The sequence below is a fragment of the Streptomyces carminius genome (assembly GCF_002794255.1).
Taxonomy (GTDB): domain Bacteria; phylum Actinomycetota; class Actinomycetes; order Streptomycetales; family Streptomycetaceae; genus Streptomyces; species Streptomyces carminius.
In genome coordinates this window covers 29,846-53,035 of the sequence record NZ_PGGW01000071.1, presented here as the reverse complement: position 1 = coordinate 53,035, position 23,190 = coordinate 29,846, and the positions used below count along the sequence as shown (strand labels likewise).

At 74.5% G+C, this 23,190-nt stretch carries 23 protein-coding genes; 16 read left to right on the top strand and 7 right to left on the bottom strand.

Annotation, left to right across the window (positions count from 1 at the left end):
- Positions 1-23: 23 nt before the first annotated feature.
- The 4 genes from CUT44_RS31355 (at position 24) to CUT44_RS31340 (ending at position 5,306) form a co-directional block, all read left to right on the top strand.
- The gene (locus tag CUT44_RS31355; protein ID WP_269846245.1) at positions 24-860 is read left to right on the top strand and encodes a M55 family metallopeptidase; all 837 of its coding nucleotides are present in this window, start codon (positions 24-26) and stop codon (positions 858-860) included.
- Positions 853-2,256 carry a M20/M25/M40 family metallo-hydrolase gene (locus tag CUT44_RS31350; protein ID WP_100205395.1) on the top strand — a complete coding sequence of 468 codons (1,404 nt, stop codon included), beginning with the start codon at positions 853-855 and terminating at the stop codon, positions 2,254-2,256. The genes CUT44_RS31355 and CUT44_RS31350 overlap by 8 nt, the downstream gene beginning before the upstream one ends.
- A gap of 84 nt (positions 2,257-2,340) precedes the next feature.
- Positions 2,341-4,350, top strand: a complete 2,010-nt coding sequence (locus CUT44_RS31345; RefSeq protein WP_100205394.1) for a prolyl oligopeptidase family serine peptidase — start codon at positions 2,341-2,343, stop codon at positions 4,348-4,350.
- Positions 4,347-5,306 carry a S66 peptidase family protein gene (locus CUT44_RS31340; RefSeq protein WP_233221802.1) on the top strand — a complete coding sequence of 320 codons (960 nt, stop codon included), beginning with the start codon at positions 4,347-4,349 and terminating at the stop codon, positions 5,304-5,306. The genes CUT44_RS31345 and CUT44_RS31340 overlap by 4 nt, the downstream gene beginning before the upstream one ends.
- A gap of 48 nt (positions 5,307-5,354) precedes the next feature.
- Here CUT44_RS31340 and CUT44_RS31335 read toward each other — a convergent pair whose 3' ends face one another.
- Positions 5,355-6,299 carry an aminoglycoside phosphotransferase family protein gene (locus tag CUT44_RS31335; RefSeq protein ID WP_100205392.1) on the bottom strand — a complete coding sequence of 315 codons (945 nt, stop codon included), beginning with the start codon at positions 6,297-6,299 and terminating at the stop codon, positions 5,355-5,357.
- A 139-nt stretch (positions 6,300-6,438) separates the two neighbouring features.
- Here CUT44_RS31335 and CUT44_RS31330 point away from each other — a divergent pair, with 139 nt between their 5' ends.
- Positions 6,439-7,188 (top strand): SDR family NAD(P)-dependent oxidoreductase, encoded by a 750-nt coding sequence (locus tag CUT44_RS31330; RefSeq protein WP_100205589.1) that lies wholly within the window; start codon positions 6,439-6,441, stop codon positions 7,186-7,188.
- Between the two features lie 182 nt (positions 7,189-7,370).
- Positions 7,371-7,895: a DUF6624 domain-containing protein gene (locus tag CUT44_RS31325; RefSeq protein ID WP_408646829.1), complete on the top strand. Its 525-nt coding sequence runs from the start codon at positions 7,371-7,373 to the stop codon at positions 7,893-7,895.
- Between the two features lie 23 nt (positions 7,896-7,918).
- On the opposite strand, the gene CUT44_RS31320 is transcribed toward CUT44_RS31325, so the two are convergent.
- Complete coding sequence (locus CUT44_RS31320) at positions 7,919-10,246, bottom strand: N-acetylmuramoyl-L-alanine amidase (protein WP_100205391.1); 2,328 nt, start codon at positions 10,244-10,246, stop codon at positions 7,919-7,921.
- A 181-nt stretch (positions 10,247-10,427) separates the two neighbouring features.
- Between CUT44_RS31320 and CUT44_RS31315 the strand changes: the two genes are divergently transcribed.
- The 4 genes from CUT44_RS31315 to CUT44_RS31300 all read left to right on the top strand — a co-directional run bounded on the left by CUT44_RS31315 (position 10,428) and on the right by CUT44_RS31300 (position 13,153).
- Entirely contained in the window at positions 10,428-11,150 is a 723-nt protein-coding gene (locus CUT44_RS31315; protein WP_199185915.1) for a class I SAM-dependent methyltransferase, read from the top strand.
- A gap of 46 nt (positions 11,151-11,196) precedes the next feature.
- The gene (locus tag CUT44_RS31310; RefSeq protein ID WP_332888302.1) at positions 11,197-11,841 is read left to right on the top strand and encodes a 4'-phosphopantetheinyl transferase family protein; all 645 of its coding nucleotides are present in this window, start codon (positions 11,197-11,199) and stop codon (positions 11,839-11,841) included.
- 47 nt (positions 11,842-11,888) lie between these two features.
- Positions 11,889-12,131, top strand: coding sequence for a DUF1049 domain-containing protein (locus CUT44_RS31305; protein WP_100205389.1), 243 nt, complete (start codon positions 11,889-11,891; stop codon positions 12,129-12,131).
- Between the two features lie 98 nt (positions 12,132-12,229).
- Positions 12,230-13,153, top strand: coding sequence for an NADP-dependent oxidoreductase (locus tag CUT44_RS31300; protein WP_100205388.1), 924 nt, complete (start codon positions 12,230-12,232; stop codon positions 13,151-13,153).
- A 120-nt stretch (positions 13,154-13,273) separates the two neighbouring features.
- On the opposite strand, the gene CUT44_RS31295 is transcribed toward CUT44_RS31300, so the two are convergent.
- The 3 genes from CUT44_RS31295 to CUT44_RS31285 form a co-directional block, all read right to left on the bottom strand.
- Positions 13,274-13,624 carry a VOC family protein gene (locus tag CUT44_RS31295; protein WP_100205387.1) on the bottom strand — a complete coding sequence of 117 codons (351 nt, stop codon included), beginning with the start codon at positions 13,622-13,624 and terminating at the stop codon, positions 13,274-13,276.
- A gap of 60 nt (positions 13,625-13,684) precedes the next feature.
- Positions 13,685-14,494 carry a methyltransferase domain-containing protein gene (locus CUT44_RS31290; RefSeq protein WP_100205386.1) on the bottom strand — a complete coding sequence of 270 codons (810 nt, stop codon included), beginning with the start codon at positions 14,492-14,494 and terminating at the stop codon, positions 13,685-13,687.
- Positions 14,495-14,570: 76 nt separating this feature from the next.
- Positions 14,571-15,770 (bottom strand): baeRF2 domain-containing protein, encoded by a 1,200-nt coding sequence (locus tag CUT44_RS31285; RefSeq protein ID WP_100205385.1) that lies wholly within the window; start codon positions 15,768-15,770, stop codon positions 14,571-14,573.
- Between the two features lie 135 nt (positions 15,771-15,905).
- Between CUT44_RS31285 and CUT44_RS35000 the strand changes: the two genes are divergently transcribed.
- The 5 genes from CUT44_RS35000 to CUT44_RS31265 all read left to right on the top strand — a co-directional run bounded on the left by CUT44_RS35000 (position 15,906) and on the right by CUT44_RS31265 (position 18,850).
- Positions 15,906-16,067 (top strand): toxin-antitoxin system HicB family antitoxin, encoded by a 162-nt coding sequence (locus tag CUT44_RS35000; RefSeq protein WP_158239697.1) that lies wholly within the window; start codon positions 15,906-15,908, stop codon positions 16,065-16,067.
- Complete coding sequence (locus tag CUT44_RS31280; RefSeq protein WP_100205384.1) at positions 16,064-17,272, top strand: RNA-guided endonuclease InsQ/TnpB family protein; 1,209 nt, start codon at positions 16,064-16,066, stop codon at positions 17,270-17,272. The genes CUT44_RS35000 and CUT44_RS31280 overlap by 4 nt, the downstream gene beginning before the upstream one ends.
- Positions 17,273-17,479: 207 nt before the next feature.
- The gene (locus tag CUT44_RS31275) at positions 17,480-17,701 is read left to right on the top strand and encodes a DUF6158 family protein (RefSeq protein WP_100205383.1); all 222 of its coding nucleotides are present in this window, start codon (positions 17,480-17,482) and stop codon (positions 17,699-17,701) included.
- A 256-nt stretch (positions 17,702-17,957) separates the two neighbouring features.
- Positions 17,958-18,227: a hypothetical protein gene (locus CUT44_RS31270; protein WP_100205382.1), complete on the top strand. Its 270-nt coding sequence runs from the start codon at positions 17,958-17,960 to the stop codon at positions 18,225-18,227.
- Positions 18,228-18,331: 104 nt separating this feature from the next.
- A complete protein-coding gene (locus tag CUT44_RS31265; RefSeq protein WP_100205586.1) occupies positions 18,332-18,850 on the top strand; it encodes a DUF402 domain-containing protein in 519 nt (172 codons plus the stop codon).
- Between the two features lie 213 nt (positions 18,851-19,063).
- On the opposite strand, the gene CUT44_RS31260 is transcribed toward CUT44_RS31265, so the two are convergent.
- On the bottom strand, positions 19,064-20,869 hold the full coding sequence (locus CUT44_RS31260; RefSeq protein ID WP_100205381.1) for a thiamine pyrophosphate-requiring protein: 1,806 nt from the start codon (positions 20,867-20,869) through the stop codon (positions 19,064-19,066).
- A gap of 35 nt (positions 20,870-20,904) precedes the next feature.
- Positions 20,905-21,897, bottom strand: a complete 993-nt coding sequence (locus CUT44_RS31255) for a TIGR03557 family F420-dependent LLM class oxidoreductase (protein WP_100205380.1) — start codon at positions 21,895-21,897, stop codon at positions 20,905-20,907.
- Between the two features lie 261 nt (positions 21,898-22,158).
- Between CUT44_RS31255 and CUT44_RS31250 the strand changes: the two genes are divergently transcribed.
- Entirely contained in the window at positions 22,159-23,016 is an 858-nt protein-coding gene (locus CUT44_RS31250; RefSeq protein WP_100205379.1) for a SigB/SigF/SigG family RNA polymerase sigma factor, read from the top strand.
- The last annotated feature ends 174 nt before the right edge of the window (positions 23,017-23,190 follow it).

Genomic DNA, 23,190 nt, shown 5'->3' with positions numbered 1-23,190 from the left:
GGCGGCGCGTAACGTGGCCTGTCGTGACGAAGATCCTGATCAGTGCCGACATGGAGGGCGCCACAGGGGTGACCTGGCCCGCCGACGTCCTGCCGGGCACCCCGCAGTGGGAGCGCTGCCGGGTGCTGTTCACCTCCGACGTCGACGCGGCGGTCACCGGGTTCCTCGCCGGGGGCGCGGACGAGGTGCTGGTCAACGAGGCGCACTGGACCATGCGCAACCTGCTGCTGGAGCGGCTGGACGAGCGGGCGCGGCTGCTCACCGGCCGCCACAAGGCGCTCAGCATGGTCGAGGGCGTCCAGCACGGCGACGTGGACGGCGTCGCCCTCGTCGGCTACCACACCGGCGCGGGCGAGGAGGGCGTCCTGGCCCACACCTACCTCGCCAACTCGATCACCGGGGTGTGGCTGGACGGCGAACGGGCGGGCGAGGGACGGCTGAACGCCGCGGTGGCCGCCGAGTACGGCACCCCCGTGGTGCTCGTCACCGGCGACGACCGCACCTGCGCCGACGCCCGCGGCTGGGCCCCCGGCGCGCTCGCGGTCGCCGTCAAGGACCATGTGTCGCGCTACGCCGCCGTCTGCCGCACCCCCGCCCGCACCGCCGCCGACATCCGGGCCGCGGCCGAGAGGGCCGCGGCACTGGCCGTCCGGCACGCACCGGCCGCGCCGCGGCCCCGCACCGTGGAGGTGGAGTTCGACGCGGAGCACCTGGCCGGCGCGGCGACCGTCGTGCCCGGCGTGGAGCGGACGGGTGAGCGCCGGGTGGCGTACACATCGCCGACGATGTACGAGGGCATCCGCTGCTTCAAGGCGGTGACCACAGTCGTCTCGGCCGCAGTGGAGGAGCAGTATGGCTGAGGGAACCGGAACCACCGACACCACCACCGACACCACCGATACCACCGGTCTCGCCGGCGCCGCCGCCGACGCGCACCGGATCGACGGACGGGCCCTGGAGGAGGCGGTCGCCTTCACCTCCGAGCTGATCCGCATCGATTCCGTCAACCTCGGCAACGGGGACGGCACGGAGCGCCGCGCCGCCGAGTACGTCGCCGAGCGCCTGGCCGAGGCCGGGATCGAGCCGGTGCTGCTGGAGAAGGTCCGCGGCCGCACCAACGTCGTCGCCCGTATCGAGGGCACCGACCCGGACGCCGACGCGCTGCTCGTCCACGGCCATCTGGACGTGGTGCCCGCCGAGCCCGCCGACTGGGCCGTGCACCCCTTCTCCGGCGAAGTCCGCGACGGCGTGGTCTGGGGACGCGGCGCGGTCGACATGAAGAACGCCGACGCGATGGTCCTGGCCGCCGTCCGGGCCTGGGCGCGGACCGGGGCGCGTCCCCGCCGCGACATCGTGCTCGCCTTCACCGCCGACGAGGAGGACACCGGCCAGTACGGCTCCGACTTCCTCGCCGGCGAGCACCCCGAGCTGTTCGAGGGCTGCACCGAGGGCATAAGCGAGTCCGGTGCCTACACCTTCCACGCCGGCGGCGGCCTGCGGCTGTACCCGGTGGCGGCGGGCGAGCGCGGCACCGCCTGGATGGAGCTGACGGCCACCGGCCGCGCCGGGCACGGCTCCAAGGTCAACCGCGCCAACGCGGTCAGCCGGCTGGCCGCCGCCGTGCACCGCATCGGCGAGCACACCTGGCCGGTGCGGCTGTCGGAGACGGTGCGGGCCGCCCTCACCGAGCTGTCCCGGCTCAACGGGCTGGACGCCCCGGACTTCGAGGACCCCGGCTTCGACGTGGACGCCCTGCTGGCCAAGCTCGGCCCGTCCGCCAAGCTGGTCGAGGCGACCGTCCGCAACAGCACCAACCCCACCGGCCTCAAGGCCGGTTACAAGATCAACGTCATTCCCGGCACCGCCGTGGCGCATGTGGACGGCCGGATACTGCCGGGCACCGAGGAGGAGTTCACCGCCACCGTCGAGGAGCTGACCGGCCCGGACGTGGACTGGGAGTTCTACCACCGCGGCCCGGCCCTCCAGGCGCCGGTCGCCTCGCGCACCTTCGCCGTGCTGCGCGAGTCCCTGGAGCACTTCGACCCCGGCGCCCACGTCGTCCCGTTCTGCATGACCGGCGGCACCGACGCCAAGCAGTTCGCCCGGCTGGGCATCGCGGGCTACGGCTTCTCGCCGCTGCGGCTCCCCGAGGGCCTCAACTACCAGGCGATGTTCCACGGTGTCGACGAGCGGGTCCCGGTGGACGCGCTGCACTTCGGCGTACGGGTCCTGGACCGCGCGCTGTTCAGCCTCTGAGGACGCCGTCCGCCGAGGCCGCCGTCCGGACCTTCTCCCCCAGTCCCCAGTCCCCAGTCCCCGAACCGCGAGGAGCCGTCTCCGATGACCCCCGCCGCCGCTCCCTGCGGCACCTGGCCCTCCCCGGTCGGCGCCCGTCTGGTCGCCGCGCACGACGGCCGCCCGGAGTACGTGGACACCGTGGGGCAGGAGGTGTGGTGGACCGAGCCCCGCCCCGCCGAGGACGGACGCCGGGCGCTGCTGCGGCTGCGCGCCGGGGACGCCGGGACCGCCGGGAAAACGGAGCCGGAGTTCGTGCTGCCCCCGCCGTGGGACGTCCGCAGCCGGGTGATCGAGTACGGCGGACGGCCCTGGGCCGGGGCGGAGCGCCCGGCGGCCGGCCCGCTGGTCGTCTTCGTCCACCACGCCGACCAGCGCATGTACGCCCTGGAGCCGGACGTCCCCGGCGCCCGGCCGTACCCGCTCACCCCGCTCCCGCCGGCCGGGGAGGGGCCGCGCTGGGCCGACCCGGTGGTGCTCGTGGCGCGCGGCGAGGTGTGGTGCGTGCTGGAGGAGTCCACCGGCCCCGCGCCCACCGACGTGCGCCGGGTGCTCGCGGCCGTCCCGCTGGACGGCTCGGCCGCCGCCGACCGCTCCCGGGTGCGCGAACTGACCGACGGCACCGACCGGTTCGTCACCGGCCCCCGGCTCTCCCCGGACGGACGGCACGCGGCCTGGCTGGCCTGGGACCACCCCCGGATGCCCTGGGACGGCACCGTGGTCCGTCTCGCCGAGGTCACCGCGGAGGGCACCCTGGCGGAGGTGCGGGCCGTGGCCGGGGGCGAGGCGGAGTCGGTGGCCCAGGCCGACTGGGCGGCGGACGGCACGCTGCTGTTCAGCGGCGACGCGAGCGGCTGGTGGAACCTGTATCGGCTCAATGACCCGGCCACCGCCCTGTGCCCGCGCGAGGAGGAGTTCGGCGGGCCGCTGTGGAAGCTCGGCCACCGGTGGTTCGCGCCGCTGGCCGACGGCACCGTCGCCGTCCTGCACGGCCGCGGTCCGCTGCGGCTGGGCGTCCTGGACCCGGTCACCGGCCGGCTCGCCGACGTCCCCGGCCCCTGGACCGAGTGGGCCCCCGCCCTGGCCGCCGCCGGCACCCGTGTCACCGGCGTCGCCGCGGGACCGCGCGGCGGGTACGAGGTGGTGGAGCTGGACACGGCCACCGGCCACACCCGGGTCGTCGGCGCCGCGCCCCCCGGTCCGGTGGACCCGGCGTACCTGCCCGAGCCCGTCGAACGCGTCGTCCGCGGCCCCGGCGGGCGCGAGGTCCACGCCCTGCTGTACTCGCCGCGCAACCCCAGGTACACCGTGCCCGAGGGGGAGCTGCCGCCGTACGTCGTCCGCGCCCACGGCGGCCCCACCGGGCGGGCGGCGGCCGTACCGGACCTGGAGACTGCCTACTTCACCTCGCGCGGCATCGGCGTGGTCGAGGTGAACTACGGCGGCTCCGCCGGCTACGGCCGCGCCTACCGCGAACGGCTGCGCGGGAGCTGGGGCGTGACCGACGTCGAGGACTGCGCGGCCGTCGCCCGCGCCCTGGCCGCCGAGGGCACCGCCGACCCCGCGCGGCTGGCCGTGCGCGGGGGCAGCGCGGGCGGCTGGACCGCCGCCTGCTCCCTCGTCTCGCCCGCCGCCGAGGACCTGTACGCCTGCGGGGTCATCGCCTACCCCGTCCTGGACCCGGAGGACTGGGCGGGCGGCGGGACCCACGACTTCGAGTCGCGGTACCTGGAGGGGCTGCTGGGATCCCCGGCCGAGCACCCCGAGCGCTACCGGGAGCGCTCGCCCCTGCGCGGCGCCGACCGGATCACGGTGCCGTTCCTGCTCCTGCAGGGGCTGGACGACCCGGTCTGCCCGCCCGCCCAGTGCGACCACCTGCTGGCGGCGGTCGCCGGGCGCGGGGTGCCGCACGCCTACCTCGCCTTCGAGGGCGAGGGCCACGGCTTCCGGCGTGCGGAGACCGTCGCGCGGGCCGTCGAGGCCGAACTCGCCCTGTACGCCCGCGTCTTCGGCTTCGAACGCGGGGACGTGCCGGCACTGGAGCTGACCGAGTGACCCCACAGTCCCCGCCCGTGCCGCCCGTGCCGCCCGTACGGCCCCGGCGGCTGCGCCCCGGCGACCGGGTGGCGGTCGTGGCGCCCAGCGGGCGGGTCCCGGCCGAGCGGCTGGCGGCCGGACTGGACGTGCTGCGCGGCTGGGGCCTGGACCCGGTGGCCATGCCGCACGTCCTGGACGTCCACCCGCGCCTGCCCTACCTCGCGGGCACCGACGCCGACCGCGCCCGCGACCTGACCGACGCCTGGTGCGACCCGTCCGTCGCCGCGGTCCTGGCGGCGCGCGGCGGCTACGGCACCCAGCGCATGGTGGACCTGCTGGACTGGACGGCGCTGCGGGCTGCCGGCCCGAAGGTCTTCGTCGGCTACAGCGACCTGACCGTGCTGCACGAGGCACTCGCCGCCCGGCTGGGCCTGGTCACCGTGCACGGCCCGATGCCCGCCACCGCCCCCTTCCTGGCGGACCCCGCGAGCCGGGAGCACCTGCGCCGCACCCTCCTGGAACCGGAGACGGTCACCGAACTCACCTCGCCCGCCGCCCGCGCCCTGGTGCCTGGCCGCGCCTTCGGCACCACCTTCGGCGGCTGCCTGTCGATGCTGGCCACCGAGGCCGGGGTACCGGGGCGGGCGGCCGTCTGCCCGCCCGGCGGCGGCATCCTGCTGCTGGAGGACGTCGGGGAGGAGCCGTACCGCATAGACCGCTGGCTCACCCAGCTGCTCCGCTCCGGGATCCTGGCGGGCGTGACGGGCATCGCCCTGGGCTCCTGGCACGACTGCGGCCCCTACGAGGACCTCCGCCCCCTGCTGCTGGACCGGCTCGCCCCGCTCGGCGTCCCCGTGCTGGAGGAGCTGGGCTTCGGCCACGGCCCCACCACCCTGACCGTCCCGCTCGGCGTCCCCGCCGCCCTGGACGCCGACGCCCGTACCCTGACCCTGAAGGAGCCCGCGCTGGCCTGAGGCGCCCGGCCCGTGCCCGGCCCGCGGCCGAGCGGCCGGCGACCGGGCCTACAGCCCCGCCAGGTCCGCCAGGATCCGTGCCTCGCGCATGATCGCGGCGCCGGCCCCCGGGTCTCCCCGCCGGTCCACCGCCCACAGCGCCGACTCCACGCGCCGCGCCACCGCCCACGCCTGGAGGCGGGCCACGTCCGCGCCGAGCACGTCGGCGACCAGCGCGCACCGGGCGGCGACCACCGGGCGCGGGCCGGGGCGGGCGAAGGGGTCGTCGATCTGCTCGACCAGCGGCCAGGGGTCGTACAGCGGATCGCCCACCATCGGCTTGGCGTCGATGGCCAGCCAGCCCCGCCCCGCGGCCAGCAGGTTGCCGGGGTTGAAGTCGCCGTGCACCACCACCTCGCGGCCGGCCGTGGCGGGCAACTCGCGCAGCAGCCGCACCCCCAGCGCCACCAGTGCCGGGTCGAAGCCGGGCGGCGACAGCCGCGCCATCCGCTCCTCGGCCGTCCCCGCCCACGCGGCGGTCACGTCCGCCACCCGCTCCAGCCCCGCGCTGCCGGGCGGTACGGGTGCCTCCCACAGCCCGCGCAGCGCCCTGGCACCGAGCGCCAGCCGCTCCTCGGCGGGCAGTTCGTCGGCGTCGCCCAGTTCGGTGCCGGGCTCGCAGCGCTCCAGCAGCAGGGCGTACCGCTCCGGGTCGTGCTCGTACAGCCGGACGGCTCCCCGGCCGTCCCACAGCCGCAGCGCCTCGCCCTCCCCGGCCGCTTCCCGGTGCGGCCAGCCGATCTTGAGAACCGCCGGGGAGCCGTCCGCCCGCCGCACCGGCGCCACCCAGGAGCAACTGCCGCCGGCGAACGGCCGGCCGGGTGTGAGCTCCCAGCGCGCGGTCAGCTCCCCGATCAGGCCCGGTAGCCGGTCCAGCCACGCCCGGCCGCCCGGATAGCCGGAGACGGTGCGCACGACGGGCAGGGCGGGCGGCACCAACTCGGCGGCGGACATGCCCCGAGAGTAGGGAGCCGTACGGCATGGCGTCGAACGCGACGTCCGAATGCCGCCGGACCTCGCGGGCGCGGCGCACCAGGATCGAGTCATGTCCACGAACACGACCGACATCAACGGTATGAACGGTATGAACGGCATGAGCGACACGAACGACCTGTACGGCAAGGTGGCCCTGGTGACCGGCGGCAGCCGGGGCATCGGGGCGGCGGTGGCACTCCGCCTCGCCCGGGACGGCGCCGATGTGGCGATCACGCACCGGGACTCCGCCGGGAGCGCCGAGCGGGTGGTGGAACAGATCAAGGCGATCGGCCGCCGCGCCCGCGCGCTGCGCGCCGACAACGCCGACCCGGCCGCCGTACGCGCGGCCGTGGCGGACACGGTGGCGGAGTTCGGACGGCTGGACATCCTGGTCAACAACGCCGGGGCCGGCGTCCTGGGGCCGATCGGGGAACTGACCGAGGAGGACGTCGACCGGGTGCTGCACGTCAACGTCCGCGGCACCTATCTCGCCTGCCGGGCCGCCGCGGCCCACCTGGGGGAGGGCGGGCGGATCATCACCATCGGAAGCTGCATGGCCGAGCACGTCGCCTTCCCCGGCGGCACCCTCTACGCCACCGGCAAGGCCGCCCTGACCGGTCTGACCAAGGCCCTGGCCCGGGAGCTCGGCTCGCGCGGCATCACCGCCAATCTCCTCCACCCCGGCCCGATCGACACCGAGATGAACCCGGCGGACGGACCCGGCGCCGAGGCCCAGCGGGTCCTGACGGCACTCGGCCGCTACGGGCGTCCGGAGGAGATCGCCGCGACGGTGGCGCATCTGGCCGGGGCCCAGGGCGGCTACCTCACCGGCGCGGCCATCGCGGTGGACGGCGGCTTCGCCGCCTGATCCGGGGCTGCCCGTGTGACGGCGGGGGCCCGGAGCGGGAGCGCGTACGTCCGCCGGGCGTACCTCCATTCTCGCGGCTCCGGGCCCCGCCGTCACCGTTCCCCGGAACGATCTTTCCGCCGTCCCCGGCGGCTACCGTCGGCACCGGACGGAAGTGCCGTACGGACACGGAGGGCAGGAGCGTGGCGGAGCCGGCGGAACTGGCCGAACTGGCGGCGGAGCTGCGCGCGACGGGGGAGGAACAGACCCGTGCGGCGCCGTCGGCGCACAGCGAGGACTTCGCCGGACAACTTGCCTGGCGGCGGCTGACCGCCGAGCACGGCGACCGGCTGGACCGGATCATGGACGAGTACGGCCGGCCGACCGCCGCCGCGGTCGGTGCGGCGGCCGCCACCGCCGCCTGGCGCGTCGCCCAGCACGCCGACCACCAACTCGGAGTCCAGCGCCGGGCGCTGCGGCTGCTGGGGGAGGCGGTGGAGCGGGGCGGGGCGGACCGGCGTCACCTGGCCTTCCTCACCGACCGGGTCCTGGTCAACGAGGGCCGCCCGCAGCTCTACGGCACCCGGACCGCGGGGGTGCGCGACGGCGCCCCCGTGCCCTGGCCGTGCGCCGACCCCGACCCGGAGCGGGTGGACGCACTGCGTGCCCGGGTCGGCATCGCGCCGTTCGCCGAGCACACGGCCCGCCACGCGCCCCGCGCCCGGTAGCCCGGACGGCGGTGTCCGCCTGCCTACTTGAGGTAGACGAGGCCGTCGGTGGTGATGGTGGGCCGGCCCTTGGTGCCGACGACCACGATCTTCACCGTGTGCTTCCCGCTGCTCGTCCAGGACTTGGTCCAGATCGCCTGGCGGTACTTGGTGGTGGACGACTTCAGGTCCACCGTGGCGGCCTTGACGCCGTCGACGTAGACGTGGACCTGGCCGGAGGAGGAGGCGCGGGATACCGTCCAGGCGGCCGAGCGTCCGGTGAAGGTCCAGGTCAGCGAGGCGTTCCTGGCGGAGCTGGAGTAGGACTTACCGCCCAGGTAGCTGCTGGAGGACCGGGTGCTCCAGGTGCCGGACTTCTTCGCCGAGGACTCCTGGAGGATCACCGGGGTGCCGGTCACCGAGGCGGTGGCGGCGTTGCCGGCCTGGTCGCGGACGGTCAGCGACCAGGCGGTGGCGGTGCCGGACCTGGCGGTGTGGGAGGCGCTGGTGGTGGTCGGCCCGTAGGTCCTGGCCACCGGCTTGGTCAGCTTCACCTCCTTCAGCGCGGCGTTGTCGGACGCCTTCCAGCGCAGGGTGAGGGGGACGGCGGCGGTGTTGACCGTGCCGGTGCGCAGGACGAGGTTCGGCTTGGTGGTGAAGATGGGCGCGGTGGTCTCGGCGACCACGGTGGCGGCCGCGGAAGTGGCGGACCTGCCGGAGACGTGGACCGCGCGGACGGCCACCTTGTGGGTGCCCGCCGGCAGGGTGGCCTTGGCCGAGGCGGCGGTGTTCGCGGCGGTGGCGACGACCTTGCCGTCCACCAGCAGCTCGTAGCGGGTGAGCAGGGTGGCGGGGGTGCTCGCCTTCCAGCCCACCGTCACGGCGGCCCTGGTGTAGTAGGCGGTGCCCGCCTTTCCGGCGCCGGTGACGGAGGTGAGGGCCAGGCCGGTGGGGGGCCCGGCGGCGTAGGCGCGGATGGTGGACAGCTGGCCGTAGAGCCGGTCGCCGGGGCACTGGGTGTTGTAGCCGTCACGGTGCCCGTGGACGGCGGGGAAGGAGAGCCTGGCGCCCTTGGCCCAGGTCCTGCCCGCGTAGTTGCGCCCGGAGTCACCGGCGGTGAGGGTGACGGTGGCGGACGGGGCGACGCCGTACTGGCCCAGCTTCCAGGCGGCGATCCGGGCCACCGAGGTCAGTGCGGCGGTGGAGGCCGAGGTGCCGGTGTAGGTGCCCAGGACCGAGATGCCGGTGGTCTCGGAGTTGAAGCCGTAGGCGTGCGCGCCCATCACCGGGCGGTCCACACCGCCCTTGCGGCCCTCGTAGATCTTTCCGCACTTGTCGACCAGGAAGTTGTAGCCGATGTCCTTCCAGCCCAGCGTCCTGACGTGGTACGCGTAGATGCCGCGCACCACCGCCGGGGCCTGGTCGCAGGTGTAGGAGTTGGACTCGGCGGTGTGGTGCACGGTCACCGCCTTCACCTTGCCGTCGGGCAGGTAACCGGGCTCCTCCGGGCTGATCGACTCGTCCGCCCCCCAGCCCGCGCGGGCGGTCACCGGCGGCCGGGGCGCGGTGGACGGCGGCGCGGGCGGGACGCTCACCGAGGGGGACGGGCTCGCCGTCGTGGACGGCTCGCCCGTCGCGGTCGGCGGGGCGGAGGTGGCGGGGGGTGCGCTCGTCGGCGCCTCGCTCGCCGGAGGGGTGTCCGTGGCCGGTGCGCCGTCGGTCGCGTCCGGCTCCGGCTCCTGCGGGGACGCCTCTCCGGGTGACGGCTCGGCGGGCTCGGCCGGGCCGGTCGGCTCCGTGCCGGTGGGCTCGCCGGTGGCCGGGCCGGTGGGCTCGTCCTCGGTGAACGCGGCCGGTTCCAGGTCCGTGACGGTGACGCCGCCGGGGTCGACCATGTCCAGACGCAGGCCCTCGGGCAGCCCGGCGGTGGACTTCCCCCCGCTCCGCACCCGCACCTCGACGCCGTCGGAGGGGCCCACCCAGGCGGGCTCGGTGCCACCGCGTCCGGCGCCGGACTCGCCCTGTCCGCTGTCGCCGTCCAGCACCAGCCAGCCGGACCACTTCCCGGTCCCGGCGGCGCGGGTCCGCGCCTCGACCGTGCCCTCGACCCGGGCTCCGGGGTCGGTCCAGGTCACCCCCAGCATGCTGAACGGCTTGACGTCCCGCCTGCCCGACTCGGCGCTGCGGCCGTCACCGGCCACCTTCAGCGCGGCCGAGTGGATTCCCGACCGGACCGGTTTCCCCGTCCCGCCGCTCTTCCCGTCGTCACCGGCGCCCCCCACGGGAGAACCGATCACTCCCTGGGCCACCAGCACCCCCGCGACCCCCGCCGCCACCGCGGCGCCCGTGCCCCATATTCGACGCGATCTCATACCGCACCCTGTTTTCTTGTGTCCTGGCCGCACCGGTGCGGCCACCCACCCCGTCGAAGCGGCACAGTAGCGGATGGATGGGTCGTGCATCGATGGCGGGAAGGGGATGGCCTGTCGGTCTGCCGGGAGTGCGGCGGAAAACGCCTGGCCGCCCGTGCGACGCCCGTGCCAGGATCACCCCGTGGCAGCCGACCCCGGAACCGACCCCGAGCCCTGGATGATCGACGAGGCGGCGTACGCCGGCCCCGAGCATCTGGACGCAGCCTTCGTCGCGGGCTTCGACCGCAAGCAGGGGCACCCCGACCCCGCGCCGGACGTGGCCGCGCTGCGCCGGCACGGCGTGGGGGAGGACGCCACCGTGGTGGACCTGGGCGCGGGTACCGGCCGGTTCGCGCTGGCGGCGGCCCGGGAGTTCGCCCGGGTGGTGGCCGTGGACGTCTCGCCCGCGATGCTGGCGCACCTGAGGGAGCGGGCCGCCGCGGCGGGGGCGGGGAACGTGGCGTGCGTACGGGCCGGGTTCCTCACCTACCGGCACCCCGGACCGCCCGCCGACGCCGTGCACACCCGGCACGCCCTCCACCAGCTGCCCGACCTCTTCAAGGCGGTGGCCCTGGCCCGGATCGCGGCCCTGCTGCGGCCCGGCGGCGTGCTCCGGCTGCGCGACCTGGTCCTGGACTGCCCTCCCGCCGAGACCGGTGCCGTCGTGGCGCGGTGGCTGGCCGGTGCGGCGGACGACCCGGAGCGCGGTTACACCCGTGCGGACTACACCGAGCACCTGCGCACGGAGTACAGCACCTTCCGCTGGCTGCTGGAACCGATGCTGGAGCAGGCCGGTTTCGAGATAGTGGAGGCGGAGTACGAGGGGCGCCTGTTCGGCACCTACACCTGCCTGCGGCGTCCCTGACCCGCGCACCGTCCCGCCCGATCCGTCCGCCCCGTGGAGGAAAGCGTTGAAACTGCACGTCCTGCGGGTGTCCGAGCACGCGGCCGCGGCGCGCGACGGCGCGGTCCTGTCCGAGGAGGAGCGGGCCCGTGCCGCGGCGTTCCTGCGCGAGGCCGACCGCGACCGCTACCGCGTCGCGCACACCGCCCTGCGGCACGAGCTCGCCGCCCACCTGGGCACGGCTCCCGCCGACGTGCCCTTCGTCCGGGAGCCGTGCCCGCTGTGCGCCCGGCCGCACGGCCGGCCGGCGGTGCCCGGCAACCCGGTGCACTTCTCGCTGTCGCACGCGGGCGATGTGGTGCTGCTCGCCTTCGACGACGCGCCGGTGGGGGCGGACGTGGAGAAGCATCCCTCGGCCCGCGCCGTCGCCGAGACGGCCGGCGCCCTCCACCCGCGCGAGCGCGCCGAGATCGGCGCGCTGCCGGCCGCCGGCCGCCCGGCCGCCTTCGCCCGCTGCTGGACCAGGAAGGAGGCGTACCTCAAGGGCACCGGCACCGGGCTGGGCGAGGCCCCGGACGTCACCTACGTCGGCACCCTCGCGGTGCCCGCCGAGGTGCCCGGCTGGTCCCTGGCCGACGTCCCGGTCCCCGAGGGGTACGCGGCGGCCGTCGCGGTGGCCGTCCCCCGTCCGGCCGATCCGGGCCCCCCGTAGGGGCGGTTCACCGGGCGGCCCGTGCCCCGCGCCCCCAGGCTGGGTCCATGGCGCACAGCAGGAGAGGCGGCGGGCGGGACGCGGACGGCGGCGGGCGCGGCTTCGTGACGCCCGGCAGGCTGGCGGTGCTGCTCCTGACCGTCCTCGCCCTGGTCTTCGTCTTCCAGAACACCGAGCAGGTCCGGGTGCGGCTGCTGGTCCCGGTGGTCACCATGCCGCTGTGGGCGGCGCTGCTGATCCCGGGCGTGGTCGGGGTGCTGGCCGGGATGTACCTCGTCCGCCGCAGATAGCCGCGGATGGCGGACGGCCGCATCCGGTTCCGTCCGGCCGGGAAGGCGTACGGGGCAGAGGACGGAACGATCATCGCGGCCACGGCATTGGACTGAGCATGAAGGCAATCGCACTGAACAACTACGGCGGACCCGACGACCTGGAACTCATGGAGCTGCCCGAGCCCAAGGTCGGCCCGGACTCGGTGCTGGTACGGGTGAAGGCGGCCGGGGTGAACCCGGTCGACTGGAAGATCGGCGCCGGATACCTGGACCAGATCATCGACGCGCACTTCCCGCTGGTCCCCGGCTGGGACGTGGCGGGCGTCGTGGAGCGGACCGGGCCCGACGCGACGGAGTTCGCCCCCGGGGACGAGGTGATCGGCTACGTCCGCAAGGACTGGGCCCAGCACGGCACCTGCGCCGAGCTGGTCGCCGCGCCGGTGCGGACCCTGGCCCGCAAGCCCGCCGCGCTGGACTGGAAGCAGGCGGCGGGGGTGCCGCTGGCCGGGCTGACCGCGTACCAGTCGCTGGACCGGCTCGGCGTCGGCGAGGGCGACACGGTGCTGGTCCATGCCGCCTCCGGCGGGGTCGGCTCGTTCGCCGTGCAGCTCGCCGCCGCCCGCGGCGCCCGGGTCATCGGCACCGCCGGTGAGCGCAACCACGGCTACCTGCGGGAGCTGGGCGCCGAGCCGGTGGTCTACGGCGACGGGCTGGCGGACCGGGTCCGCGAGCTGGCGCCCGAGGGTGTGGACGCGGCCTTCGACTTCGTCGGCGGCGAGGCGATCGACGTCTCGCAGCAGGTGCTGAAGGACCGGTCGAAGGTGCTGTCGGTCATCGACCCGGGAGTGCTGCAGAAGGGCGGGCGCTACCTGTTCGTCCGGCCGGACCGGGACGACCTCACCGCGCTGGCCGACCTCGCGGACGCCGGGAAGCTGACGGTCGCCGTCGACCGGGCGGTGCCGCTGGAGCAGGCCGCCGAGGCGTGGCGGCACAGCCAGTCCGGCCACACCCGGGGGAAGGTCGTCGTCGAGGTCTCCTGACCCGGTCCGGTCCGGCGCGTTCCGGCCCGGCCCGGTGTGCGCGCCGGTCACGGCAGGAGGGGCGGGGCGGCCCGGCCGTCCCGCCCCTCGTCCTCCGGCGCGGTCCGGGAGGAGAACCCGTCACGCCTCCCGGCGGTCGACGTACTCGAAGACCGAGCCGTCGGGGTGGCGGGCCACCAGGTTCCGGCCGATCGGGCTCTGTGCCGGGCCCGCGATGATCTCGGCACCCACCGCCTTGAGGGTGTCCGCCGCCTCGTCCACGCTGGGCACCGCCAGGGTGGCGGCCACCTTGCGCAGCACCTCCATCGGTCCGGGCGGGCCGCTCATCAGCAGGAAGGGGCCGACCGCCGCCGCCGACACGGGCCCCTGCGCGAACCGCATGGCCTCGGCGCCGGTGAGCCGCTCGTACACCCCCACCGCCGCGTCGAGGTCGTCGACACACACCCGCAGTGAAGTCCCCAGAATCTCCATGCGGACGAGCCTAGTTGGGGGCGCGTACGGTGTCAGGCACGCCCCGCCCGGGCACGCCCGTCACACCCGGCACAGGATCTCCCCGTGCGGTACGGAGAACCAGCCGTCCGGATGCGCGCCCCACTCCCGCCAGGCGGCGGCCACGCGCTCCAGCCCGGCCCGGTCCGTGTGCCCGCCCCCGACGGCGAGGGAGGCGTAGGAGGAGGCGACCGTGCGGTCCGCCCACAGCCCGCTCCACCAGGCCCGGTCGGCCTCGTCGGCGAAGCACCAGACACCCGCGGAGGCGGTGACTCCGGTGAGGCCCGCGCGGTGGGCCCAGGACAGCAGCCTGCGGCCGGCGTCCGGTTCACCGCCGGCGCCCCGGGCCACCCGCCGGTACAGCTCCCGCCACTCCGACAGGCCGGGCACCTCCGGGTACCAGAACATCGCCCCGTAGTCGGAGTCCCGGGCCGCGACCACCCCGCCCGGGCGGCACACCCGGCGCATCTCCCGCAGCGCCCCCACCGGATCGGCGAGGTGCTGGAGGACCTGGTGGGCGTGGACGACGTCGAAGGAGCCGGCGGGGAAGTCCAGGGCCATGACATCGGCCCGCACGAAGCGCACGTTCGTCAGGCCCCGGGCGGCGACGGCGGCGCGCGCCTCGTCCAGCACGCCCTCGGCGGCGTCCACCGCCGTCACCGTGCCGGGCGCCACCAGGGCGGCCAGGTCGGCGGTGATGGTGCCCGGGCCGCAGCCCACGTCCAGCACCGACCGGCCCGGGGCCAGCGAATCGAGGAGATAGGCGGCGGAGTTGGCGGCGGTACGCCACCGGTGGGAGCGCAGTACGGACTCGTGGTGGCCGTGCGTGTACACGGCGTCAGGTCTCGACATGTGCCCAACGTACCGCCGCGTCTCGCCATCCGAGCAAATTCATTCCATTATATGGACACTAGGTCCGTCGGGCGCGCTATGCCGCCGGTGCCGAACCACCCGTCGCGCCCTCCGCCGGCGGCCCGCCGTACGGCCAGCGCAGCAGCGCGCCGAGCCCGCCCACGGGCAGTCCCTCGGGAGTGCCCGGCTCGTCGGCGAGCGGTGCCACGGAGATCACCTCGGCGCCGGTCGCCACGGCCGCCCGCAGCAGCGCGTCGTCGGCGCGGGCGCCGACGGGGTCGCCGCCCAGGGCCGTCAGATCACCGCGCCGCGCCGCCACCTGGTCCGGATCCCGGCCCACCCACACCTCGCGGTGCAGATCGGGGCCGTCGGGGCGGACCAGCAGTGCGGCGATCCGGTGCTCGCGGGCCGCGTCGACGAGCGCGGGCACCCCCTCGGCGGCACCCACCCTCCCGTCGTCGGTCGGCACCCGTGCGGCCTGGAACCGCTCCATGACCTCGGCGGTGCGGCGGCGCAGTTCCCCGGCCCGGACCGCCTCCACCTCCGCCACCAGCTTCCGCTCGCCCGCCGCCTCATTGCGGCCCGGCGCGCGGACCCCGTGCCCGGCGATGACGGACGCGCCCTGCAACTGGGGGGCGAGCCGGTCCCGCACGGCGTGGCACTCGCGGTCGTCCCCGGCCAGCACCACCAGCTCGGCGCCGGTCTCGGCGCGGCACTTGCGCAGTTCCTCCGCGATGAGCCCGGCATTGTGCTCCCAGGTGTTCTCCACCGCGTTCTGGTGGTGCCGCTCGCTCCAGGAAGCGGACGGGGTCTGGTGCAGGGGGCGTTCCTCGCCCTGGATCTGGCCCACCTCCCGGGAGCCGAACGGACCGCGCAGCTCCAGGTCCGCCCCGGTGCGGTCCAGCCGGGCCACCAGGGCGGTCGGCGCCGTGTCCAGCAGCCGCAGCAGGGGACCGGTGTGGGGGAGCAGGCTCCAGGTGGCCTCCGCGCCCCCCGGTGGCGGCGCGGCCAGCTCCGTGTCCAGCACCACCTCGCCCCCGGTGGCGAACAGCGCCCTCCCGGCCGGCCGGGAGGTGCGGGGCAGCGCCAGGAGCGCGTCGCGGACCGCCCGGCAGGTGGGTTCGTCGGCGCCCTGGCTCCTCAGGCGGTCGCAGGTCTCGCGGACGCCGAGTTCATGGCGGGCGGCCGAGTCCTCGGTGGCGGTAGGGGTGGCGAAGTAGACCGAGGCCCACGGGCCGGGCCGTTCGAAGACCGGGCTCAGGAATCCGAGTTCCATCAGCTTTCCTTTCGAAAGGGGACCTCCGGCTTTAGCCGGAGGGGGAATTTCGTCCTCGGGCCGGAGGCGCGCAGCGCCGGAGCCCGCTCCGCTTCCGTCCTCGGCGCATAGCCGCAAAGTGGTAGCATCTTGGCTGTGGCGAGAGGTGACCGCCGGGAGTCGCTGAACCTACGTGTGCCCCCGGACTTGAAGCGGCAGATCGAGGCGTACGCCGAGCGCGTAGGCATCTCGATCAACGCTGCCGCGTGCGTGCTCCTTGTCGAAGGACTCCGCACCGAGCGGAGGCGTGAGCGGTGATCCGCGCGTACAAGTTCCTCCTGCGCCCCACGGCCCGTCAGACGGTCGCACTGGGTGAGATGCTGCGCGACCACTGCTCGCTCTACAACGGCGCCCTTCAAGAGCGGCGCGACGCCTACCGGCACACCTCGAAGACGAGCATCAAGTACGGCGACCAGTCCGCCCAGCTCAAAAGCATCCGCGCATTCGACCCGGAGCGGCAGGGCCGCTGGTCCTTCTCCTCCCAGCAGGCCACCCTGCGGCGCCTGGACAAAGCGTTCGCCGCGTTCTTCCGCCGCGTCAGGGCCGGGCAGACTCCGGGCTACCCCAGGTTCAAGGGCGCAGGGCACTTCGACACCGTCACCTTTCCCAAGGACGGTGACGGCTGCCGCTGGGACTCCACCCCGCACGATGCGCAGACCCGCGTCCGCCTCCAGGGTGTCGGGCACGTCCGCGTGCACCGGCACCGGCCCGTACAGGGCCGCGTCAAGACGATCACCGTCAAGCGCGAAGGCAACCGCTGGTACGTCGTCCTCGCCTGCGACCAGGTGCCCGCTGAGGAGCTGCCGCCCACCGGGAGAAGTGTCGGTATCGACATGGGCACCGTCCACTTCCTGACCACCTCCGGCGGCGAGCACGTCGCCAACCCGCGCTTCCTTACCGCGATGGCCGACGAACTGGCCCAGGCGCAGCGCCACCTCGCGACGTTCCCCCAGCGGATCCGGCAGCGCACCAAGGCACACCGTGCCGCGGCCCGGAAGGTCGCCAAGCTGCACGGCAAGATCCGGCGTCAGCGCACCGACTTCCACCACAAGACCGCCCGCGCGCTGGTCACCGGCCACGACGTGATCGCGCACGAGCGGCTGAACACCGCGGGCATGACCAAAGCCCCCGCACCCAGACCCGACCCCGACCGGCCCAGCGGCTTCCTGCCCAACGGTGCCGCCGCGAAGGCCGGGCTCAACCGCAGCATCCTCGACACGGGCTGGGCGCAGTTCCTCAAAATCCTGGCGAACAAGGCTGAGAGCGCCGGTCGCCGCACGGTTCCCGTGGACGCGCGCAACACCTCCCGCACATGCCCCGCATGCGGACACGTAGCGAAGGAGAACCGCGTCACCCAAGCAAGGTTCCGGTGCACGGCGTGCGGGTTCGCGGCGAACGCGGACCACGTCGGCGCGACGAACGTCCTCAACAGGGCCGGGCTGGCCCTCTGCGCGGCGGCCTAGCCGCCGACGCAGGAAGCCCGCGCGTTCACGCGTGGGTGGAGTCACGTCTCCCTCCTCTGTGGGTGGCGGGATCTCGAACCAGGTACCCGAAGTGGTGCGAAAGACACGAAGTGACCAATGCCGAATGACGGGGAACGCGTGTCGGGGAGAGATCTGGGCAACGACTGGACAAGGACCCCCGACGACAGCGAAGCGAGGTCACGGGCCATGGGAATCGATCCGGAGAAGCTGTCCGACAGCCAGCTGCTGGAGGAGCTGCAGTCCCTGCACCGCACCCGGCACGACACCCTGCTGCACGGCTCCTCCGACGCCTTGGAGGCGCACACCAGGCGCACCGCCGAGCTGGAGGCCGAGTACCTGCGACGGCATCCGGACCGCGCGGTCTCGGCGGGCCGCACCCGGGAGGGAGCCCGGGCGCGGACCGAGTGAGGGAGGCGGGACCCGCCGGGACGCCCGGGAGAGACGCCCGGAACGCGTAGGAAGAATCCGATAAGGCGGGTGTTTGCCCCTTCGGGGCGGGGGCACCCGGAGCGCGGCCGAGCGAGCGGCCCTGTGGGGGAATGAGAGGGCTCCGGGCACGGAGGTCAGGGACCGTGCCCGGGGCCCCTCCGCGTCCGGGGCCGCCCCGCGTCCGGGGCCGTACGGGCGGCCGTTAGCGGTGGGCCGCCCCGGGTACGCGGGCCGTATGAGTGACAGGAACCCCGACAGGAAGCCTGACCGGCAGGGAGACGGAACCGGCGGGGAGGGGCCGCGGGTCTCCCCCGCGGACCTGGTCCCCGGCGAGGCACCCGAGCAGCCCGCGACCCCGCCGAGGGTCCCGCCGGCGGGACCGGTGGGACGGGCCCGGAAGCGACCCGGGGAGGCCGGGACCCCCGGGGACGACGACTCCGGACACGCCGGAAGCGCCGAGGACCCCGGCAGCGGCGAGGACCCGGAGGGCGGGGGAGCGCGGTAATGGCGCTCCGGCCACCGCGGCCCGGGGAGTCCGGGGAGTCCGGGGACGCCGCGAACACCGAAAACCCCGTGCGCGCCTCCGTGCGCACGGGGGAGGGTGGGGACATGAGTCGAACCTCCCCGGCGGACACGACCGTCCTGACACCGGGCGACGAAGTGACCGTCGTCCTGCTCAAGTCCCATGACCGGCAGGTGCGCTACCCCGCGACGGTGGAACGCGACGACGGTGTCCACGCGGTGGTCCGGGGCCCCTGGGCCGGACCGCCGGTACGGGACTTCGGGTTCGTCCGCTTCGAGCAGGGCGACGTCTTCACCGAGCACTACTGGCGCGACCGCTGGTTCTCGGTGAAGGAGGTGCGCGCCCCGGACGGCGGCCTCAAGGGCTGGTACTGCGACATCACCCGGCCCGTCACCGTCTCCGGTACCACGCTGACCAGCCGGGACCTGGAACTGGACCTGTGGGTGTCGGGCGACCGGACCGCGGTGCTGCGCCTGGACGAGGACGAGTTCGAGGCCAGTGGGCTGCCCGAGCACGACCCGGAGACCGCCCAGCACGCCCGCCGGGCACTGAAGGAGCTGGAGAGCCTGGCCAACGGCATCGGGCTCGGCGGTCTGCTGTCCTGAGAGGCCCTGAGCCCTGAGCCCTGAGCCCTGAGAGCCGCGGGGCGTGGGCGCGAGGGAGCCCGAAGAGCGCGGACCCGAAGAGGAGCGCGGAGGGGCGCGAGGAGAACCGAGGAGCACGAAAGGAGGGGGTGTGGAGGGCCGCACCCCCTCCACACCCCCCGTCTTCGGGCGGCGCGGGCCGTCCCGCGCGGACGGCCCCTCCCGACGGCCCGGTCAGCCGTCGCGCCGCGGGCCGCCGCCTCCCGGCAGGAACTCCTGGGCCTTCGCCTTGACCCCCTGCGTGATCATCGAGAAGCGGTCGGAGTCGCCCTTGAGGATCGACGTGAGCGTCGCCTCCATCTGGTCCCAGGTGGCGTGCGGCGGGATCGGCGGCATCGCCGGGTCGGTCAGGAACTCCACGACCGCCGGGCCGTCGGCCGCCAGCGCCTCCCGCCAGCCGCGCTCGACGTCCTCCGGTTTCTCCACCCGGATGCCGGTCAGGCCCAGCGAGGTGGCGAAACGCGCGTAGGACACGTCGGGAATCTGCTGGGAGGGCAGGAACTGCGGCGAGCCGCTCATCGCGCGCATCTCCCAGGTGACCTGGTTGAGGTCCTGGTTGTTCCACACCGCCACCACCAGCCGCGGGTCGCTCCACTCGGAGCGGTACTTGGCCAGGGTGATCAGCTCGGCCATCCCGTTCATCTGCATGGCACCGTCGCCCACCAGCGCGATCACCGGGCGGTCCGGGTGGGCGTACTTCGCGCCGATCGCGTACGGCACGCCGCAGCCCATGGTGGCCAGCGTCCCCGACAGCGAACCGCGCATGTCGCCGCGCATCCGGATGTGGCGGGCGTACCAGTTGGTGGCCGAGCCCGAGTCGGCGGACAGGATCGCGTTCTCCGGCAGCAACGGGTCCAGGCAGTGGGCCACGTACTGCGGGTTGACCGGATCGGACTCGACCTGCGCCTGCCGGTCCATCACCTGCCACCAGCGCTCCACGTTCGAGACGATCCCCTCCTGCCAGGAGCGGTCCGTCTTGCGCTCCAGCATCGGCAGCAGCCTCCGGAGCGTGGCGCGGGCGTCGCCGACGAGGTTCACCTCGTACGGGTAGCGCAGCCCGATCATGTGCGGATCGATGTCGATCTGCACCGCGCGGGCCTGCCCGAACTCCGGCATGAACTGGGTGTAGGGGAAGTTCGAGCCGACCGTCAGCAGGGTGTCGCAGTCGCGCATCAGCTCGTAGCTGGGCCGGGTGCCCAGCAGGCCGATGGCGCCGGTGACGTACGGCAGCGTGTCGGGCAGCGCGTCCTTGCCCAGCAGCGCCTTGGCGACCCCGGCGCCGAGCAGGTCGGCGACCTGCTCCACCTCGGCACGCGCCCCCCGGGCGCCCTGGCCGACCAGCAGGGCGACCTTCTCGCCCGCGTTGAGGACCTCCGCGGCGCGCCGGAGCGCCTCGTCCGACGGGGCGGTCGAGTATTCGCTCATCCCCAGGCTGGAGGGCACCATCTTGAACTCGTGCGAGGGCGGCTCGTAGTCCAGCTCCTGCACGTCCGCCGGGATGATCACGGCGGTGGGGCAGCGGCGGGAGTACGCCGTGCGGATCGCCCGGTCCAGCACGTTCGGCAGCTGCTGGGGAACGTTGACGGTCTCCACGAACGGGGAGGCCACGTCCTTGAAGAGGGACTGGAGGTCGACCTCCTGCTGGTAGGAGCCGCCCATGGCGCTGCGGTTGGTCTGGCCGACGATCGCCACCACCGGGACGTGGTCCAGCTTGGCGTCGTACAGGCCGTTGAGCAGATGGATCGCCCCGGGGCCGGAGGTGGCGGCGCACACCGCGACCCGGCCGCTGAACTTGGCGTAGCCCACGGCCTCGAAGGCGGACATCTCCTCGTGCCGGGACTGGATGAAACGGGGCCGGTTCCCGGCCCTCTCCCAGGCGGCGAGCAGACCGTTGATGCCGTCCCCGGGATAGCCGAAGACGTACTCCACTCCCCACTCGCGCAGCCGGGAGAGCACGCGGTCGGACACCTTCTCGCTCATACAGTGGGCTCCTCTCCTCCGCCGCGGCCGACCGGTCATCCGGTCAGCCGCGGCAGTACCTCGGTTCGGTAGAAGTCGAAGAATCCGCGCAGGTCGGGGCCGATCTGGTTGACGTACACCACATCGAACCCGGCGTCGGCGAACTCCTTCAGGGCCTTGGTGTGCTCCTCCGGGTCGTCGCCGAGCGGCAGGCCGGCCCGTGCCACCCGCTCCCGGGTCACCAGCTGCGACGCCTGCTCGAAGTGGGCGGGGGTGGGCAGCACCTGCCCCAGCTCGCCGGGCAGGAACATGTTCGGCCAGCGGTGGTGGACGGTGCGCAGCGCCTCGTCGCGGTCGGTGCCGTAGCAGACCTTCGTCCCGGCGAAGGCGGGCCTGCCCCCGTCACCCTCTTGGCCGTCCTCCCGGCCGTCCTCCCGGCCGGCCGCGCGGAAGCGGGCCAGGCCCTCGGCGTCCGGCATCGTCGTGATGAAGCCGTCGGCGATCCGTCCGGCCAGTTCGATCGCGGCCGGACCGAAGCCGGAGACGTCCACCGGGACCGGCTGCTCGGGCACGTCGTACAGCCGGGCGTTCTCCACCGTGTAGTGCCTGCCCCGGTGGCTGACCTCCGCACCGGTCAGCAGCCGGCGGATGATCCCGACGGCCTCCTCCAGCATCTCCAGCCGCACCGCGGCCCGCGGCCAGGGATCCCCCAGGATGTGCTCGTTCAGCGCCTCGCCGCTGCCCACCCCCAGCCGGAAGCGGCCGTCCAGCAGCAGGGCGCTGGTGGCCGCGGCCTGGGCGACCACCGCCGGATGGGTGCGCACGGTCGGACAGGTGACCGCGGTCTGCACCGGGAGCGACACCTCCCGGGAGAGCGCGCCGATGACGGACCAGACGAACGGACTGTGGCCCTGGACGCCGGTCCAGGGGTGGTAGTGGTCGGAGATCCACAGGGCCTCGAACCCGGCCTCCTCGGCCATCCGGGCCTGCTCGACCAGTGCCTTCGGTCCGTGGTCCTCACTGGCCAGAAAGTAGCCGTACCGGGTCATCGAGGGAGTCCTTCCGCCGCCGGGCACCGCGGGGACCGGGTAACCGGGTGCCGGTATGAAAAACATCGTTTGAAGGGGTGGGGTCCGGGCATCCGAACCCTCGTGCTTCGGACCGCAGGCACATCCGCGGGAGCGGCCTGATCGGTGTGATCAGCGCGTTTCTCCGCCCCGGGGCCCACGCCTCGGCCCGGGCTGTGCGTGTTCCCGGCCCGTTCCCGCGGTATCCCCCACCGCCACGTCCACAGTTCGGGAGAACCGCACATGACCCCCGTACGAGCACGAGCCAAGCACGCGCGGCACCCACACGACGACGCCCCTGACACCACCGCCGAGTTCCGGCGCATCGCCGAACTCCCCGACGGTCCCGAACGCGACGAGCTCCGGCAGCGGGTCGTACGGGCCTGGATGCCCATGGCCGAGCGGCTGGCCCGGCACTTCCGCAACCGCGGCGAGTCCCTGGAGGACCTGGAGCAGGTGGCCGCCCTCGGCCTGGTGAAGGCGGTCACCCGGTACGACCCCGCGCGCGGCAGCGCGTTCGAGAGCTTCGCCGTGCCGACCATCGTCGGCGAGATCAAGCGGCACTTCCGCGACCACATGTGGGGCCTGCACGTGCCGCGCCGGGTGCAGGAGCTGCGCAACCGCGTGCGCGCCTCCTCCCGGCAGCTCAGCCACTCGCTCGACGGCCGCACCCCCGGCGTCAAGGAGATAGCGGAACACAGCGGGCTGACCGAGGAGGAGGTCCGCATCGGCTCCGAGGCACTGGAGAGCTACAGCACCCTGTCCCTGGACGCCGAACTGCCCGGCGCCGACGACGGCTACGCGCTGGTCGACACCCTCGGCAGCGCCGAACCCGGCTTCGACCTCGTCGTCTACCGGGAATCCCTCAAGCCCCGGCTGCGCAACCTGCCCGAGCGCGAGCGCCGGATCCTCTACCTGCGGTTCTTCTGCGACATGACGCAGAGCAGGATCGCCGAGCAGCTCGGCATCTCCCAGATGCACGTCTCCCGGCTGATCAGCCGCACCTGCCACCGGCTCCAGGCGGAGGTCGAGGCCGACCAGGAGCAGCAGCGGGAGCAGCGGGAACAGGAGCGGGTCTACGCCGGCTCACAGGCCGCGTAGCCCGGAAGCGCGCCGGCGGGGGCCGGCGGGGGCCGGCGGGGGCCGGCGGGGGAAGACCTGCGGGGTGGTGCCGCCTGTCCGGGCGGCACCACCCCGCACCCGTTCGTGTGCCGTACCGCCGGACGGCACGGGGCGCCGTGCGGCAGCGCCCGGACCCGGGCGCCCGGCCCGGCG

Coding starts and splice junctions, on each gene's coding strand:
- CUT44_RS31350 (WP_100205395.1), top strand. CDS start 853: ATGGCTGAGGGAACCGGAACCACCGACACCACCACCGACACCACCGAT.
- CUT44_RS31345 (WP_100205394.1), top strand. CDS start 2,341: ATGACCCCCGCCGCCGCTCCCTGCGGCACCTGGCCCTCCCCGGTCGGC.
- CUT44_RS31335 (WP_100205392.1), bottom strand. CDS start 6,299: ATGTCCGCCGCCGAGTTGGTGCCGCCCGCCCTGCCCGTCGTGCGCACC.
- CUT44_RS31330 (WP_100205589.1), top strand. CDS start 6,439: ATGAGCGACACGAACGACCTGTACGGCAAGGTGGCCCTGGTGACCGGC.
- CUT44_RS31320 (WP_100205391.1), bottom strand. CDS start 10,246: ATGAGATCGCGTCGAATATGGGGCACGGGCGCCGCGGTGGCGGCGGGG.
- CUT44_RS31305 (WP_100205389.1), top strand. CDS start 11,889: ATGGCGCACAGCAGGAGAGGCGGCGGGCGGGACGCGGACGGCGGCGGG.
- CUT44_RS31300 (WP_100205388.1), top strand. CDS start 12,230: ATGAAGGCAATCGCACTGAACAACTACGGCGGACCCGACGACCTGGAA.
- CUT44_RS31295 (WP_100205387.1), bottom strand. CDS start 13,624: ATGGAGATTCTGGGGACTTCACTGCGGGTGTGTGTCGACGACCTCGAC.
- CUT44_RS31290 (WP_100205386.1), bottom strand. CDS start 14,494: ATGTCGAGACCTGACGCCGTGTACACGCACGGCCACCACGAGTCCGTA.
- CUT44_RS31285 (WP_100205385.1), bottom strand. CDS start 15,770: ATGGAACTCGGATTCCTGAGCCCGGTCTTCGAACGGCCCGGCCCGTGG.
- CUT44_RS31275 (WP_100205383.1), top strand. CDS start 17,480: ATGGGAATCGATCCGGAGAAGCTGTCCGACAGCCAGCTGCTGGAGGAG.
- CUT44_RS31270 (WP_100205382.1), top strand. CDS start 17,958: ATGAGTGACAGGAACCCCGACAGGAAGCCTGACCGGCAGGGAGACGGA.
- CUT44_RS31265 (WP_100205586.1), top strand. CDS start 18,332: ATGAGTCGAACCTCCCCGGCGGACACGACCGTCCTGACACCGGGCGAC.
- CUT44_RS31260 (WP_100205381.1), bottom strand. CDS start 20,869: ATGAGCGAGAAGGTGTCCGACCGCGTGCTCTCCCGGCTGCGCGAGTGG.
- CUT44_RS31255 (WP_100205380.1), bottom strand. CDS start 21,897: ATGACCCGGTACGGCTACTTTCTGGCCAGTGAGGACCACGGACCGAAG.
- CUT44_RS31250 (WP_100205379.1), top strand. CDS start 22,159: ATGACCCCCGTACGAGCACGAGCCAAGCACGCGCGGCACCCACACGAC.